Source organism: Gordonia sp. UBA7599 (genome assembly GCA_002477755.1).
Lineage (GTDB): Bacteria > Actinomycetota > Actinomycetes > Mycobacteriales > Mycobacteriaceae > Gordonia.
In genome coordinates this window covers 13,586-29,217 of sequence record DLKD01000142.1, presented here as the reverse complement: position 1 = coordinate 29,217, position 15,632 = coordinate 13,586, and the positions used below count along the sequence as shown (strand labels likewise).

The 15,632-nt window shown below is 68.0% G+C and carries 15 protein-coding genes; 9 read left to right on the top strand and 6 right to left on the bottom strand.

Annotated features, from left to right (window positions below; all coding sequences use genetic code 11):
• A complete protein-coding gene (locus B4L26_RS16750) occupies positions 1-486 on the top strand; it encodes a nitroreductase family deazaflavin-dependent oxidoreductase (RefSeq protein WP_290720641.1) in 486 nt (161 codons plus the stop codon).
• On the opposite strand, the gene B4L26_RS16745 is transcribed toward B4L26_RS16750, so the two are convergent.
• Positions 461-1,081 carry a TetR/AcrR family transcriptional regulator gene (locus B4L26_RS16745; protein ID WP_290720638.1) on the bottom strand — a complete coding sequence of 207 codons (621 nt, stop codon included), beginning with the start codon at positions 1,079-1,081 and terminating at the stop codon, positions 461-463. The two genes, B4L26_RS16750 and B4L26_RS16745, sit on opposite strands and share 26 nt — an antisense overlap.
• A gap of 115 nt (positions 1,082-1,196) precedes the next feature.
• On the opposite strand from B4L26_RS16745, the gene B4L26_RS16740 reads away from it, so the two are divergent.
• On the top strand, positions 1,197-2,456 hold the full coding sequence (locus tag B4L26_RS16740; RefSeq protein ID WP_290720636.1) for a cytochrome P450: 1,260 nt from the start codon (positions 1,197-1,199) through the stop codon (positions 2,454-2,456).
• 85 nt (positions 2,457-2,541) lie between these two features.
• On the opposite strand, the gene fadD8 is transcribed toward B4L26_RS16740, so the two are convergent.
• A complete protein-coding gene (gene fadD8 / locus B4L26_RS16735) occupies positions 2,542-4,149 on the bottom strand; it encodes a fatty-acid--CoA ligase FadD8 (protein WP_290720634.1) in 1,608 nt (535 codons plus the stop codon).
• Positions 4,150-4,319: 170 nt separating this feature from the next.
• Here fadD8 and B4L26_RS16730 point away from each other — a divergent pair, with 170 nt between their 5' ends.
• A complete protein-coding gene (locus B4L26_RS16730) occupies positions 4,320-4,976 on the top strand; it encodes a GNAT family N-acetyltransferase (protein ID WP_290720632.1) in 657 nt (218 codons plus the stop codon).
• A gap of 85 nt (positions 4,977-5,061) precedes the next feature.
• Here B4L26_RS16730 and B4L26_RS16725 read toward each other — a convergent pair whose 3' ends face one another.
• Together B4L26_RS16725 and B4L26_RS16720 are read right to left on the bottom strand one after the other, a co-directional pair.
• Entirely contained in the window at positions 5,062-5,955 is an 894-nt protein-coding gene (locus B4L26_RS16725; RefSeq protein WP_290720629.1) for an SDR family oxidoreductase, read from the bottom strand.
• 60 nt (positions 5,956-6,015) lie between these two features.
• Positions 6,016-6,843 (bottom strand): SDR family oxidoreductase, encoded by an 828-nt coding sequence (locus B4L26_RS16720; RefSeq protein WP_290720628.1) that lies wholly within the window; start codon positions 6,841-6,843, stop codon positions 6,016-6,018.
• Positions 6,844-6,911: 68 nt separating this feature from the next.
• Here B4L26_RS16720 and B4L26_RS16715 point away from each other — a divergent pair, with 68 nt between their 5' ends.
• The 6 genes from B4L26_RS16715 to B4L26_RS16690 all read left to right on the top strand — a co-directional run bounded on the left by B4L26_RS16715 (position 6,912) and on the right by B4L26_RS16690 (position 13,722).
• Entirely contained in the window at positions 6,912-7,685 is a 774-nt protein-coding gene (locus tag B4L26_RS16715; protein WP_290720626.1) for an enoyl-CoA hydratase family protein, read from the top strand.
• Positions 7,686-8,576, top strand: coding sequence for a CoA transferase subunit A (locus tag B4L26_RS16710; RefSeq protein ID WP_290720624.1), 891 nt, complete (start codon positions 7,686-7,688; stop codon positions 8,574-8,576).
• Positions 8,573-9,331 (top strand): CoA-transferase subunit beta, encoded by a 759-nt coding sequence (locus B4L26_RS16705; protein ID WP_290720622.1) that lies wholly within the window; start codon positions 8,573-8,575, stop codon positions 9,329-9,331. Before B4L26_RS16710 ends, B4L26_RS16705 begins: the two co-directional genes overlap by 4 nt.
• Complete coding sequence (locus B4L26_RS16700) at positions 9,328-10,413, top strand: NAD(P)H-dependent flavin oxidoreductase (RefSeq protein ID WP_290720619.1); 1,086 nt, start codon at positions 9,328-9,330, stop codon at positions 10,411-10,413. Before B4L26_RS16705 ends, B4L26_RS16700 begins: the two co-directional genes overlap by 4 nt.
• Positions 10,414-10,453: 40 nt before the next feature.
• Complete coding sequence (locus tag B4L26_RS16695; RefSeq protein WP_290720616.1) at positions 10,454-12,436, top strand: acetoacetate--CoA ligase; 1,983 nt, start codon at positions 10,454-10,456, stop codon at positions 12,434-12,436.
• Between the two features lie 107 nt (positions 12,437-12,543).
• Positions 12,544-13,722, top strand: a complete 1,179-nt coding sequence (locus tag B4L26_RS16690) for a class I SAM-dependent methyltransferase (protein WP_290720614.1) — start codon at positions 12,544-12,546, stop codon at positions 13,720-13,722.
• Between the two features lie 17 nt (positions 13,723-13,739).
• Here B4L26_RS16690 and B4L26_RS16685 read toward each other — a convergent pair whose 3' ends face one another.
• Both B4L26_RS16685 and B4L26_RS16680 read right to left on the bottom strand, forming a co-directional pair.
• On the bottom strand, positions 13,740-14,339 hold the full coding sequence (locus tag B4L26_RS16685; protein ID WP_290720612.1) for a TetR/AcrR family transcriptional regulator: 600 nt from the start codon (positions 14,337-14,339) through the stop codon (positions 13,740-13,742).
• An 82-nt stretch (positions 14,340-14,421) separates the two neighbouring features.
• The gene (locus B4L26_RS16680) at positions 14,422-15,630 is read right to left on the bottom strand and encodes a serine hydrolase domain-containing protein (protein ID WP_290720610.1); all 1,209 of its coding nucleotides are present in this window, start codon (positions 15,628-15,630) and stop codon (positions 14,422-14,424) included.
• Positions 15,631-15,632: the final 2 nt, after the last annotated feature.

Sequence of the window (15,632 nt, the reverse complement as noted above, 5' to 3'; positions counted from 1 at the left end):
ATGGCTGCACAAGAACGCCCCGATCAGTTGGACTCGCCGGTCGTGGCGGCGCTGATCAAGCTCGGGTCGCGGGCCAACACCCGCCTGTACCGGCTCACCCGCGGGCGTTTGGGCAAGACGTGGCGTATCGGCGCCGGGCTGCGCAATCCGGCGCCGGTGTGCCTGCTGACCAGCGTCGGACGCAAGTCCGGGCAGAAGCGCACCGTCCCGCTGATCTACCTGCGCGACGGTGACAACATCGTCGTCGTGGCCTCGCAGGGCGGGATGAAGAACAACCCGGCGTGGTACCTGAACGTCACGGCCGATCCGGCGGTGACCATCGAGGTCGACGGCAAGAAACTCGCACTCACCGCGCGGACCGCCGACGCCGACGAGAAGGCGGCATTGTGGCCGCGCTTGGTCGACCTCTACGCCGACTTCGACAACTACGAGGCGTGGACCGAGCGCGACATCCCCGTCGTCATCTGCGAGCCGTCGGGATCCTAGCCCCGCACATCTCGCGGATCGCCGCCCCGACCCAGCGGTCGAGGAAGGCGGCGAGGTCGTCGGCGTCGCGTCCGCTGTCGCCGACGACCAAGGACTGCATGGTGCGCAGGATGATCTCGGCGATGTCGTCGAGGACCGGCTCCAATCCCCACTCATCCCAGTCGACGGCCATCCGCGCCATCACCGACCGGGCGAACTCCTGGCCGACCGCCGAGGTGAACTCCCCGACAATCCCGAGACTCAGTTGGTCTCCGCGCAGCACGATGCCGACGTAGTCGTCGGCGGCCAGCTCGTCCATCACCGCGACGATCCCGTGGACCACGGCCTCATCGGGTCGGGTGGCGTTGCGCAGCTTCGCCGCAATCCGGTCGAGCAGCCCTCCGACCGCGTCCATCGCCGTCGCGGCGAGCAGCTCACCGGTGCTGGGGAAGTAGCGGTAGACGGTTTGCCTGGTCACCCCGAGGATGCGCGCGACGTCGGCGAGGTTGGTCGCAGCACCCTTCTCGTCGATCACGCCACGGGTGGCGACGAGGATGCGCGCGACGGCCTCGTCGTCGTCGAGCGGCGGATTCCCGCCCCAGCCATGGGTGCGCATGGCTGATCAGCCTAGCGGTATCGACGACCAGATTGCATGACCATACACACCAAACTATCGTGTATGGTGTAGTGACAACCGCCACACCGGCGCGAGCTTGAGAAGGATGGTCCCGATGACCGCAGCCACCCCCGTCTGTCCACTGGGCAAGGGCTTCGATTTCACCAATCCCGACGTCCTCGAGCGCGGGATGCCCGTCGCCGAGTTCGCCGAACTTCGCCGCACGGCGCCGATCTGGTGGAACGAGCAACCCGCCCTCGCACCGATCTTCGGCGACGAGGGATTCTGGGTGGTGTCCAAGCACGCCGACGTGCGCGACATCTCCAAGGACAGTGGACTGTGGTCGACCAACGCGAAGGGCGCGATCATCCGCCTGCCCGAGTACATGGAGCCCGATCAGCTCGAGTTCACCAAGGCCCTGCTGATCAACCACGACCCGCCCGAGCACACTCGGCTGCGCAAGATCGTGTCGCGGATGTTCACCCCGCGCGCGGTCCACGCCCTGGAGGAGACACTCGGTGCAACGGCCCGCCAGGTCGTCGAGGAGGCCGTCGCCAACGGCAGTGGCAACTTCGTCGACGACGTCTCGATCCACCTGCCGCTGAAGGCGATCATGGACCTACTCGGCGTGCCCGAGGCCGACCGCGATCGCATCCACCAACTGGTCGACTCGATCATCAACAGCGACGATCCCGACCAGCCGTTCGATCCGGTCACGGCCAACGCCGAACTGCTGGGTTACGCGTATGCGATGGCCGAGGAGCGTCGCAAGAACCCGACCGACGACATCGTCACCACGCTGGTCCAGGCCGGCGAGGACGGCGAGGCGATGACCGAGATCGAGTTCGGCTTCTTCGTCATCCTGCTCATCACCGCGGGCAACGAGACGACGCGCAACGCGACCAGCCACGGCATGAACGCGTTCTTCGACTACCCCGACCAGTGGGAGTTGTTCAAGCGCGAGCGTCCGACCGCGACGACGGTCGACGAGGTGCTGCGCTGGGCCACGCCCGTGCACGCCTTCCAGCGCACCGCCAACGCCGACACCCAGCTCAATGGTGTCAAGATCGCCAAGGGCGAGCGCGTCGGCCTGTTCTACAGTTCCGCGAACTACGACGAGGACGTCTTCGACGACCCGTTCTCGTTCAACATCCTGCGCGACCCGAACCCGCACCTGGCGTTCGGCGGCAACGGCGCCCACTTCTGCATCGGCGCCAACCTCGCCCGCATGGAGCTGGGGTTGATTTTCAACGCGATCGCCGACGTCATGCCCGACGTGACCCGCACAAGCGAGATCCAGCGAGTGCGCTCGGGATGGCTCAACGGCGTGAAGGGTCTCGGCGTCGACTACGGCTGCCCCGCCGGCAAGGCCTGACCAACCCACGCAACAACTACGGATCCCCACAACAGCTACGGGTGCAACCGCAGCAGTTGTGGGGATCCGTAGCGTTTGCGACTTCCTAGCCGACGGAGCGGCCCGCACCCTCCCAGAACCGGGCGCGCAGGGCCTTCTTGTCGGGCTTGCCGAGCGCGGTGAGCGGTAGGGCGTCGACGAAGAGGACCTCCTTGGGCGACTGCACCGCGCCCTTGCGCTCCTTCACCGACGCCTTGATCTCGTCGACGATGACCTTGCGCTCCTCGTCGGACTCCCCCGCTCCGGCCCGCAGCACGACGACGGCGGTGACGGCCTCACCCCACTTGTCGTCGGGTGCGCCGACGACGCCGACCTGCCCGACCGCGGGGTGTTCGGCGATGACGTCCTCGACCTCGCGCGGGAACACGTTGAACCCACCGGAGACGATCATGTCCTTGGTGCGGTCGACGATGAACCAGAACCCGTCTTCGTCTTCACGCGCGACGTCGCCGGTGTGCAGCCAGCCGTCGGCGGTGAACGTCTCCGCGGTCTGCTCGGGCAGATCGAGGTAACCACCGGCCAATAGCGGCCCGGACACGCAGATCTCGCCCGGCTCACCGCGCGGCACTTCGTTCCCATCGGGGTCGAGAAGTGCGGTGCGCAGGAACGCCGACGGCCGACCGCAGCTGCCCAGACGCGCGGGGTCGTGCTCGTCGCGGCTCAGGTAGCTGATGACCATGGGAGCCTCGGACTGGCCGTAGTACTGCGCGAAGATCGGGCCGAAGCGCTCGATCGCCTCGGCCAGGCGGACCGGGTTGATGGGCGAGGCCCCGTAGTAGACCGTCTCCAACGACGAGAGGTCGCGCGTCTGCGAGTCGGGGTGGTCCATCAGCGCGTACAGCATCGCCGGCACCAGCATCGTCGCGGTGATCTTCTGCTCCTCGATGGTCTTGAGCACCAGCGCGGGGTCGAAAGTCGGGAGCACGATCATCGTGCCGCCCTTGATCAGCGTCGGCGTGAAGAACGCGGCACCGGCGTGCGAGAGCGGCGTGCACATCAGGAACCGAGGGCGCTGCGGCCACTCCCACTCGGCGAGCTGGATCTGCGTCATCGTCGACATCGCCCGGGCGGTGCCGATCACGCCCTTGGGCTTGCCCGTCGTGCCACCGGTGTAGGTGATCGAGACGACGTGGTCGGGTGCCAGGCGCGCGGCCTTCAGCGGCTGCGGGCTGAACGTGGCGGCCGTCGCAATAATGTCGGTGCCGACCTCGGCGAGCTCGGGCGGGACGGGCCCCAGGGTGAGGACCTGCTTGAGTCCGGGCACCTTCTCCAGCAGTTCGACAGTCCGCTCGACGAACTTGGGTACCGGGTCGATGATCAGCGTCGATACACCGGCGTCGTTGAGGACATAGGCGTGGTCGTCGGCCGAGCCCAGCGGATGCAGCGCGGTCCGCCGGTACCCCTGGGTCTGGCCGGCGCCGATCACCAGCAGCACTTCGGGGCGGTTCAACGCCAAGAGCCCGACTGCGGTACCACCGCCGGCACCGACGGACTCGAAAGCCTGGACGTAGGTGCTGATGGCATCGGCCATCTCGGCACCGGTCAGCTCGACGTCACCCAGGTGCAGGACCCGACGGTTGGCGTGGCGGTGAAGGGCTGCGACGAGGAGGTCGCCGAGATGTGTGTCGCCGCGCAGCAGGTCGATTTCAGTCATAGGTCAAGACTAGGACGTGTTCTAGTTCTGCGGAAGTGCAACCCCACAATGTCCTGTTCACAACCCCCACTAGGACTGGTCACTAACTAGAACGTGTTCTATTTCACGCCGCGGCAAACTACCGATCAGTATGTTCAGCAGCGTTCGCTAAGTGGCTATACGATCGGTTTATGACCGACTTGGACCAGACCACCACCCGACGTGACATCACCGACGCGCTGTTCACCGCGCTCGAGCGCCGCCACGAAGTACTCGACGCAATCGTCGAAGCGGACGACCGCGCTGCGGCCGTCGATGCCATCGCCGAGCTGCTCGGCAAGTCGCACCTCGGTGCCGAGGCCATCCTCGGGATGTCGTTCTACCAGCTCACCAAGGATCGTCGTCGGGCCATCCAGGCTGAGCTCGAGGACCTCAATTCGGCGCTGACGTTCACCCTTGCCGAGCGGCCCGCCTCGAGCGGCGACACCCTGGACCTGCGGCCGTTCTCCCCGTCGGAGGACGCCGACCTCTTCCGCGTCCGCACCGACGATCAGGGCAGCGCTGGCGACGGCTCGGGCGCCCCAGCCGGCGACCTCGATGCCGAGATCGCTGCCGCCGCCCACCGGGTCGACGACGAGGAGGCCGTGTGGCTGGTCGCCGTCGAGGAAGGCGCCAAGGTCGGTCTGGTCATGGCCGAGCTCCACGACGGCGAGGTCGACGTCCGCATCTGGATCTCCCCCGACCACCGCAAGAAGGGCCTGGGTATGGCCGCGCTGCGCAAGTCGCGCTCGGACATGGCCGCCTACTTCCCCGGCGTCCCCATGGTCGTCCGCGCCCCCAGCTCGTAGGTCGCAGCGCGGCCCCATCGGTGGTCGAGTGACCGCGAGGAACGAGCGGTTGTACCGAGACCCGAGCCCGGCAGATCGAGACCTCTCAGCGGGCGCCGTAAGCCTTGACCGGCTCGGGGGAATCGGCGATCAGCTCGGACACGACCGGGCCGATCTCCGCGGGCTCCCAACGTGCGCCCTTGTCCTTCGACGCAGCGCGCTGCCAAGCGTCGAGCACGGTGATCGTGCCGCCCTCGACCTCGAACACGCGGCCGCTCACATCGCACGCGGGCGAACCCAGCCACACCACCAGCGGTGAGACGTTCGCGGGGTCCATCACGTCGAAAGAACCGTCGGTGGGCGCGGCCATCTGGGCGGCCATCGCCTCGCCTGCGCCCATGGTCATCGCGGTCCGCGCCGACGGGGCGATCGCGTTGACGGCGATGCCGTACCCGCCCATCTCGGCGGCGGCCTGGATGGTCAACTCGGCGATGGCGGCCTTCGCGGCGGAGTAGTTGCCCTGCCCCACCGACCCGAAGATCCCGGCCCCCGACGACGTGTTCACGACGCGCGCCACACGCTGCGCACCGGCCTTGGACTGTGCTCGCCAGTACTCGGCGGCATGGCGCAAGACCACGAAATGCCCCTTGAGGTGCACGCGGACGACGGAATCCCACTCGTCCTCCGAGAGCGACACCAACATCCGGTCGCGCACGAACCCGGCGTTGTTGATGACCGTGTCGAGGCCACCGAACTCGCGGATCGCCGTCGCCACCAGCTCGGCACCGGCCTCCCAGTCGGCGACGTCGGCACCGTTCGCGACGGCCTTACCGCCAGCCGCGACGATCTCGTCGGCGACGGCCTGCGCCGCATCGACGTTGAAGTCGTTGACGACGACGCTCGCCCCGTCGGCCGCGAAGGCCAAGGCGTGGGCGCGGCCAATGCCCTGCCCGGCGCCGGTGACGATGACGACGCGGTCGGTGCTCAGCTTCTCGGACATAGGTGCTCCTTGTGGTTCAGAGTTCGGGGTTCAGAGTGCAGGGATCAAGGACGTGGGCGGTCAGACGCTGTTGTCGGCATTGGCGGCGTCGAGGAACGCCGGCTTCTCACCGCCACCGTGCAGGGTCAGCGTCGAACCGGTGATGTAGGCCGCGAGCGGAGACAGCAGGAAGGCGACCGCATTCCCGACGTCGGCGGGTGAGGCCAGGCGGCCCATCGGGATCGTCGCCCCGACGGCCGCGACCCCGTCGGCGTCGCCGTAGTGCAGGTGCGAGAGTTCGGTCTCGATCGGGCCGCAGACGACGGAGTTGAGGCGCACCGTGGGCGCCCACTCGACGGCAAGGCTCTCGGTGAGGTTGTCCAGCCCCGCCTTGGACGCACCGTAGGCCGAGGTTCCGGGCGAGGGCCGGTGGCCGCTGACGCTGGAGACATTGACGATCGCCCCGCCCCCGTCCTGCCCGGCCATCACGGCGTGCGCGGCGCGTGCGACGACGAGCGGGGCCACCAGGTTCAGTTCGATGATCTTGCGCGCGAAGTTGTCCGAGGCATCGGCGGCCAGCGCGAACGGCGAGCCACCGGCGTTGTTGACGACGCCGTCGAGGCGGCCGTGCTTCTCGACGATCGCAGCGATCATCGTCGCAACGGCGTCGGAGTCGCGGACGTCGCAGGCGTGGAATTCATGGGGTGCCGGGCGAGGCTGATTGGGCTCGCTCACTTCGTTCCCGGCGCCCGGCGCGGTGCGCCCGCAGATGACCGGTACGGCACCCAGTCCGGCCAGGACCGACGCGATTCCGGCCCCGACACCGCGGGCTCCTCCGGTCACCAGCACCACCGCGCCGGACAGTCCGAGATCGACGGTGCCCGACGTCACGGGACGCGTAGTTGTCATGGCTGCTACCCTAGCAAACAACCAAGCACTTGCTTGGTTGAGTGTGCGCAAACGATGAGGAGCCACCCGTGCCCATCACGACCACCCGCGGTGAACCGGGAACCGACGACGCCGGCATCGTCACCGTGACCGTCGACTTCCCGCCCGTCAACGCCCTGCCCAGCGCCGCCTGGTTCGAGCTGGGCGACGCCATCCTGGCCGCCGGGAACGACGAGACCACCCACGTTGTCATCCTGCGTGCGGAGGGCCGCGGGTTCAACGCCGGCGTCGACATCAAGGAGATGCAGGCGACCAGCGGATTCGACGCCTTGATCGCCGCCAATCAGGGCTGCGCCGCGGCCTTCAGCGCGGTGTACGACTGCGCGGTCCCGGTGATCGTCGCGGTCAACGGGTTCTGCGTCGGCGGCGGCATCGGGCTGGTCGGCAATGCCGACGTCATCGTCGCCTCCGACGATGCGGTCTTCGGCGTGCCGGAGGTGGACCGCGGTGCGCTCGGCGCCGCCACCCACTTCGCGCGACTGCTCCCCCAGCACATGATGCGCACGCTCTACTACACCGCGCAGAACGCGACCGCCCAGCAGCTGCACCAGTTCGGCTCGGTCTATCGGGTCGTGCCGCGCGAGGAACTGCTCGACGCCGCGCTCGACGTCGCACGCAACATCGCGAAGAAGGACACCCGCGTCATCCGCCGCGCGAAGGCGGCGATCAATGGGATCGACCCCGTCGACGTGAAGAACAGCTACCTGCTCGAGCAGCGCTACACCTACGAACTGAACCTGGCCGGCGTCGCCGACGAGCATCGCGATGCCTTCGTTGAGACCGGCAAGCCGAAGGGGAACTGAATGGCCACCGACAAGACGTCCACCCTCGACGAGGTCATCGCCGAACTGGAAGACGGCATGACCATCGGCATCGGCGGCTGGGGCTCGCGGCGCAAGCCGATGGCCCTGGTCCGCGCCCTTGCCCGCTCCGACGTGAAGGACCTCACCGTCGTCACCTACGGTGGCGCCGATCTGGGCCTGTTGTGCGAGGCCGGCAAGGTCACCAAGGCCTACTACGGCTTCGTGTCGCTCGACTCGGCACCGTTCTACGACCCGTGGTTCGCCAAGGCGCGCACCACCGGCGCGATCACCGTCCGCGAGATGGACGAGGGCATGGTCAAGTGCGGGCTGGAAGCGGCAGCCGCACGACTGCCCTTCCTACCGATCCGCGCGGGCCTGGGCTCCGATGTCCCCGCGTTCTGGGAGGGCGAGCTCAAGACCGTGCAATCCCCCTACCCCGACGCCGATGGGCGCACGCAAACGCTCATCGCGATGCCCGCGCTGCGCCTCGACGCCGCGTTCGTGCATCTCGACCGTGCCGACTGCCACGGCAACGCCGCCTACACCGGGGTCGACCCGTACATGGACGCCATTTACCTGGCCGCCGCGGACCGTCGCTACCTGGAGACCGATGAGCTGGTCTCCACTCAGGAACTGGTCGACTCGGTCGAGCGGGAGCGCCTGATCATCAACCGGATGGACGTCGACCGCGTGGTCCACACCCCGAACGGCGCGCACTTCACGTTCAGTGGCAGCTACGGCCGCGACGAGGCGTTCCAGCGGTTCTACGTCGAATCGGCCGGCGACGAGCAGACCTGGACTGCGTTCAAGACGCGCTTCCTCGACGTCGACGAGGCGACCTATCAGGCCGAAGTCACCAAGTGGCGCGCCGAGCAGGAGGAAAGCAAGTGAGCACCACAACCGACATCACCCGCGCTGAATACTGCGTGACCGCGTGCGCCGACATCTTCACCGGCGCCGGCGAGATCATGGCCTCGCCGATGGCACCGGTGCCGCTGCTGGGCGCTCGCCTCGCACGGCTGACGACCGAGCCCGATCTGCTGATCACCGACGGCGAGTGCCTGATCCTGGCCGACACCCCGCCGATCGGGAAGGTGGGCCCGACGGAGGGCTGGATGCCGTTCCCGAAGGTCTTCGACGTCGTCGCGTCGGGCCGTCGCCACGTCGTGATGGGCGCCAACCAGGTCGACCGATTCGGTAACCAGAACTTGTCGGCCTTCGGTCCGCTGCAGCATCCGACGCGGCAGATGTTCGGCTCGCGCGGCGCGCCGGGCAACACGATCAACCATCCGACGAGCTACTGGGTCCCGCGGCATTCCAACCGGGTCTTCGTCGAGAAGGTCGACATCGTCTGCGGCGTCGGCTACGACAAGGTCGACCCGACCAATCCGGCCTTCGACTACCTGCACATCCACCGCGTGGTCTCCAACCTCGGAGTCTTCGATTTCAGCGGTCCTGACCACACGATGCGCGCATTGTCGCTGCACCCGGGGGTCACCGCCGCCGACGTCGCCGAGAACTCCTCCTTCGAGATCGTCGGGCTCGACGAGGCGCCGGAGACCGCCGCTCCCACCGAGGAGCAACTGCGGATCATCCGCGAGGTCCTCGACCCCAAGGGCGTGCGCGAGCGCGAGGTCAAGGCGTGAGCGCCCCGTCGCTCTCGACGCGGTTCACCGACCTGGTCGGGATCAAGTACCCGATCGTGCAGACCGGCATGGGTTGGGTGTCGGGGCCGGCGTTGACGTCGGCGACGGCCAATGCCGGCGGGCTGGGCATCTTGGCGTCGGCGACGATGACCTACGACGAGCTCGAGGCGGCCATCGCCAAGACCAAGACGCTCACCGACAAGCCATTCGGCGTGAACCTGCGTGCCGATGCGACCGACGCCCCGGAGCGGATCGACCTGCTGATCCGCGAGGGCGTCAAGGTCGCGTCGTTCGCACTCGCACCGAAGGCCGAGCTGATTGCGAAGCTCAAGGACCACGGCATCGTCGTGATCCCGTCGATCGGTGCCGCCAAGCACGCGGTGAAGGTCGCTTCGTGGGGTGCCGACGCGGTGATCGTGCAGGGCGGCGAGGGCGGCGGCCACACCGGCCCGGTCGCGACAACGCTGCTCTTGCCGTCGGTCGTCGACGCCTTGGGCGGATCCGACGGCCAGACGTCGATTCCCGTCGTCGCGGCGGGCGGCTTCTTCGACGGTCGCGGACTGGTCGCGGCGCTGGCCTACGGCGCCGAGGGCGTAGCGATGGGCACGCGCTTCCTGCTGACCTCGGATTCGGCGGTGCCCGACTCGGTCAAGCAGGAGTACCTGCAGCGAGGACTGAGCGACACGGTCGTGTCGACGAAGGTCGACGGTATGCCCCACCGGGTCCTGCGGACGCAGCTCGTCGAGGCCTTGGAGAGCGGGTCGGGGGCACGGGCGCTTGTCGCTGCCGCGCGCAATGCCAACGAGTTCAAGCAGATGACCGGCATGAAGTGGACGACGATGCTGCGCGACGGGCGCACCATGCGCAAGCAGGGCGAGCGCACGTGGCAGCAGGTCATCATGGCCGGCAACACGCCGATGCTACTGAAGGCGGGGCTGGTCGAGGGCAACACCGAAGCGGGCGTCCTCGCGTCGGGCCAGGTCGTCGGCATGATCGACGACTTGCCGTCGTGTGACGAGCTGATCCAATCGATCATGACCCAGGCCCACGCCCGGCTGGCCACACTGAAGAATTTCAGTTAAGGGCTATTAACTCAAGCGGTTCTGGGGAATACTTGACGACATGTCGTCGCCTTCCCCTGAACCGTTGTGGACCCCCTCCGCGCAGCAGATCGCCGATGCGCGGATCACCGATTTCGCCCGGCACGTCAGGCGCCCCGACGACGACTACGACGCGCTCTGGAACTGGTCGGTCACGGACCTACCCGGTTTCTGGGCCGCGATCTGGGGCTACTTCGGTCTCGACGCGGCCAGCGACTACGACGAGGTGCTCGCTGATCCGACGATGCCCGGCGCACAGTGGTTCACCGGCGCGACGGTCAACTTCGCCGAACACCTACTGAACCAGGGCGAGCCCGGCGACGTCGCGCTCGTCGTCGCCGATGAATCCGGACAATCCACGTCGTGGACGCGTGAGCGCCTGCGCGACGAGGCGGGGGCCCTCGCGGCCACGCTCAAAGCGGCCGGTGTCGGCCGGGGCGACGTCGTCGTCGGATATCTCCCGCACATCGCCGAGACGATCGTCGCCTTCGCAGCGACCGCGTCACTGGGCGCCATCTGGTCGGGCGTCGGGCAGGACTACGTCGCCGACGCCGCCATCGACCGCTTCGGCCAACTCGAGCCGAAGGTGCTCATCACCTCCACCGGCTACCACTTCAACGGCAAGCAGCACGAACGCCGGGCAGACGTCGTACGGCTGCGCGACGGCCTGCCGACCGTCACGACGACCATCGTCGTCGAACGTCTCGGATTCGACGGTGAGGGGCTGGGCACGTCGTGGGCCGACGCGGTCGCGACCCCAGCCGAGTTCGCCCCGGTCCGCGTGCCGTTCGACCATCCGCTGTGGGTGCTCTTCTCGTCCGGCACCACCGGCGTACCGAAGGGCCTGGTCCACGGGCACGGCGGAATCCTCGTCGAGATGCTCAAGCAGTTGGGCCTGCACTGGGATCTGCGCGCCGACGACCGGGTGTTCTGGTACACCTCGCCGAGCTGGATGATGTGGAACGCGCAGATCTCCGCACTCGCGCTCGGGGCGTCGGTGATCTGCTACGACGGTTCGCCGACCTTCCCCGACGCCGCCGCGATGTGGGACCTCGTCGACGAGCACGAAGTGACGTTCTTCGGCACCAGCCCCGGCTATCTGCTGGCCAGCCAGACCGCCGGGGTGACCCCGATCAGCGGGTCGCGCACGCTGGCGCGGCTGCGTGCGATGGGCAGCACCGGATCGCCGCTGTCGCCCGACATCCACCGCTGGCAGGCGCAGCAGCTTCCCGGCGTCCCCCTGTGGTCGATCTCCGGCGGTACCGACGTATGCAGCGCGTTCATCGCCGGCGTCCCGACGGTCCCGGTGTGGCCGGGCGAGCTGTCGGTGCGGTGCCTGGGGTCGGCGGTGGCGTCCTGGGGTCCCGCCGGCGCCGGGAGCGAAGCGAGCGGGCCGAATGGTGACGGCGAGGAGGTACCGAACGGTACCGTCGGCGAACTCGTGCTGACCGTGCCCATGCCGTCCATGCCGGTGAAGTTGTGGAACGACCCTGACGGCAAGCGCTACCGCGACGCGTATTTCGAGATGTACCCGCACGCGTGGCGGCAGGGCGACTGGATCACGATCACCGACCGCGGCACCGTCGTCATCCACGGCCGCTCCGACTCGACGCTCAACCGACACGGCGTCCGCATGGGCAGCGCCGACATCTACGCCGCAGTCGACACCGTCGACGGGATCGTTGAGTCGCTGGTCATCGGCGCCGAGCAGACCGACGGCTCGTACTGGATGCCACTGTTCGTGGTGCTGGAGCCTGGGCGCGAGCTCGACGACGAGCTGGTCACCGCCATCAAGTCCCGCATCCGCGAGCGCGCGTCGGCCCGCCACGTCCCCGACGAGGTGATCGCCGTTCCAGGCATCCCCCACACCCGCACAGGCAAGAAGCTCGAGGTCCCGGTGAAGCGCCTGTTGCAGGGCGCCGAACTCGCCGCGGTGGTCAATCCCGCCTCGGTCGACGACCCAAGCCTGTTGGACGTTTTCGCCGAGTTGGCCACCAAGCGGTAACCACCGACAACGGCTACGGATTCCGACGTCGGCTACCGTCGCAACGGTAGCCAATGTAAGGACACGTAGCCGTTGTGGCGCTGGTCGGACCCCGTACGCTCAACGACGTGGATCTGCGCCGATTCCCCGACGTCGAGGGGCCAGGGCTCGTCGCCATTGACGCGGCCGACCGACTCACCGTCGACGAGGCTGCGGCGCTGCTCGACGAGGTCGCGCCGACCCGCTCGGGCACCGTCGTCATCGACGACGCGTACGGCGCGCTGACGCTCAGCCTGCTCGATGTCATCGGCGGCGACGGCGAAATCCGCGTCCACCAGGACCTCCTGACCGGGCAGCGCGCGTTGATCGCCAATGCGGAGCGACTCGGCGTCACCGGCTTCACGTCGGTGCCCTTCTCTCCCGACGCGGTGTCGGGTGCGCGCCTGGTGGTGATGCGTCTGCCGCGGTCGTTGGACCGCCTCGCGGAGGTCGCGGCGCTGATCGCCTCGCATGCCGATCCCGGGGTGGTCGTCGTGGCGGGCGGTCGGATCAAGCACATGACCCCGCGGATGAACGACGTCCTGCGCGAGTACTTCGACCGCCTCGACGTCACCCATGCGAGGCAGAAGTCGAGGGTGCTCATCGCCCGCAACTCAAGCACTGATCGACCCATCCCAACCTGGCCCCACACCGAATTCCACCCCGACCTCGATCTCACCGTCGCGGCTCACGGTGGCGTTTTCGCCGGGACCGGCGTCGATATCGGTACGCGTTTCCTGCTCGCGAACCTGCCCCCGCAACTCCCGCTCCCCCGCCTCGATCCCGCTTCGCCGACCGGGGGCGCGGGATCGAGGCGGGGTAGCGAGAGTGGCACCAAAGTCGTCGACCTCGGTTGCGGCAACGGGACCGTGTCCGCATGGTTCGCCCGCCACCATCGCGACGCACAGATCGTCGCGGTTGATCGGTCGGCGCTAGCCGTCGCCTCGACCCGCGCGACGGCGGTGGCCAACGGTGTCGACGGTCAGGTCGACGTCCATTGGGCCGACGGCGCGGAACCCGTGCCCGACGGATCGGCCGACATCGTGCTGCTCAACCCGCCGTTCCACTCCGATGCCGCGCTGTCGACGGGGATCGCGCAGCATCTGTTTGCCGAAGCGGCCCGCGTTCTCCGCCCGGGCGGCAAGCTGTGGTGCGTGTGGAACTCGCATCTGCGCTATCGGCCCGCGCTGCGCCGCATCGTCGGCCCGACGCGCCAAATCGCCCGCAATCCGAAATTCACGGTCACCGCCTCGACCCGCGAAGCCTGACCCCGCGCGACGCTGAGTCAGCGGGGCAGGATGCCGTCGAGCACGACGCCCAGATACTGGTCGGCAATCTCATCGACCGACTTCGACCCACCGGGCCGGTACCAGCGAACGGCGACCCACACGGTGTCGCGCAGGAAGCGGTAGACCAGGTCGACGTCGAGGTCGGAACGGAAGTCGCCTTCGGCCACCCCCCGTCGCAGCACCGACTCCCAGAGGTCCTGGAACTCGGTGTTGCGCTCGTTGATGTAGCCGAACCGGTCTTGCGACGCGAGGTGACGCGCCTCGTTCTGGTAGATCGCGACGGCGGTGTGTCGACTGTCAATGGCCTCGAAAGAGGCGATGACCAACTGCCGCAACGTCTCGGTGGCCGACAATCCGGCAGCAGCGATCTCGCGGTACCGGGCGAAAAGACCGTCGAGAAACCCGCGCAGCAGCTCATCGACCATCGACTCCTTGGAGTCGAAGTGGTGGTACAGGCTGCCCGAGAGGATGCCCGCAGTGTCGGCGATGTCGCGCACCGTCGTCGAGCGCAATCCGCGGTCGGCAAACAGCTGCCCGGCAATGCCCAGCAACTCGTCGCGTCGGGTAGCCCCCGACCCCGCAGCACCGGTCGCCACCGCACCTCCTCAACATCCAGGTCGTATCTACCCTAGCAAGTGCTTGGTTGTTTCGACCTACACGGCGAGGAGCCTTCGACGATCAGCTGGCGATAGTCAGTCCCGGACGCCCCGACTTGCCCGTCGGCGGCCGGCGCTTGCCAGCCGCCTTGTTGATCAACGGCAGCAGCCAGAGGAAAGCACCGAGGTCGGCGACCATCGTCGACAGGCGGCGGTTGTGCACAAAGCCGACGGACAGCCCGGTGGCCGGGTCGGCCCAGCCGAAGCATCCGTTGATCCCGACGTGGCCGAAGCCGTTCGCGACAGGGATGGGCGCACGGTGGAAGCCGTGGTTCCACGACATCGGGATGCCCAACGCGCGGTCGAGACGCAGGCGGTACGGCGCCTCGAAGGAACGCACCGCCTCCGGGGACAAGAACCGCTTGCCGTCGAGAGTGCCGTCGGTGGCCAGCGGCGCATAGACCCGCGCCAAGGCGCGCGCCGATGCCACACCGTTGGCGGCGGGCATCTGCGCGTCGAACAGCGCCGGGTCGTCGCCCTTGAGCAGGTTGGCGCTGCCCCGTCCGACATGCACGGCCCCGGCCATCGCACCCAGCGAAATCGGCAGTTTGCTCACCGCCGAGAGCAGCGAGTCGCGCAGGGCGAGTTCGCCGACGAGGAACGGGTCCACGAACTCGGCGACGACCATATCGCTGGACTTCGGTGGCGCGCCCAGCGACAGCTCGTCGGTGCCGAGCGGCTCGGCGATCTCCTCGACCCACAGTTCGCGCATCGACTTGCCGGTCACCGCCCCGGCCAGACCGCTCATCAGCCACCCGAACGTGAGGGCGTGATAGGCGGGGGCGCCGAAGTGGCGATCGGGCAGGGCCATGGCGAGCCGCGTGTGCATCAGTTCGTGGTCGAGCAGGTCGCCGGGATGGCTGGCGATCCCACGCAGCTGCGACAACCCGCCGCGGTGCAGCATGAGCTTGCGCACGGTGATGTTGCTACCCGCGAACTCCGACCAATACTTCGCGACTGGCTCGTCGTAGTCGATGAGCCCGCGGTCGGCGAGGCGGTGCACGACGATCGCCGAGAGCCCCTTCGACGCCGAGTAGAGCATCGCACCGGTCGACGGTGCCCACGGCCGCTTGCCGCGACGGTCCGACGTGCCACCCCAGATGTCGACGACGGGAACGCCGTTCTCGTACACGCACAGAGCACCGCCACCGCGGATCGGACCGTCGAAAAGCCGGCCGAACGTGGTCCGAACGTGGTCGAACCGCGGATCAGAAACCCCCTGGACGGTCATCG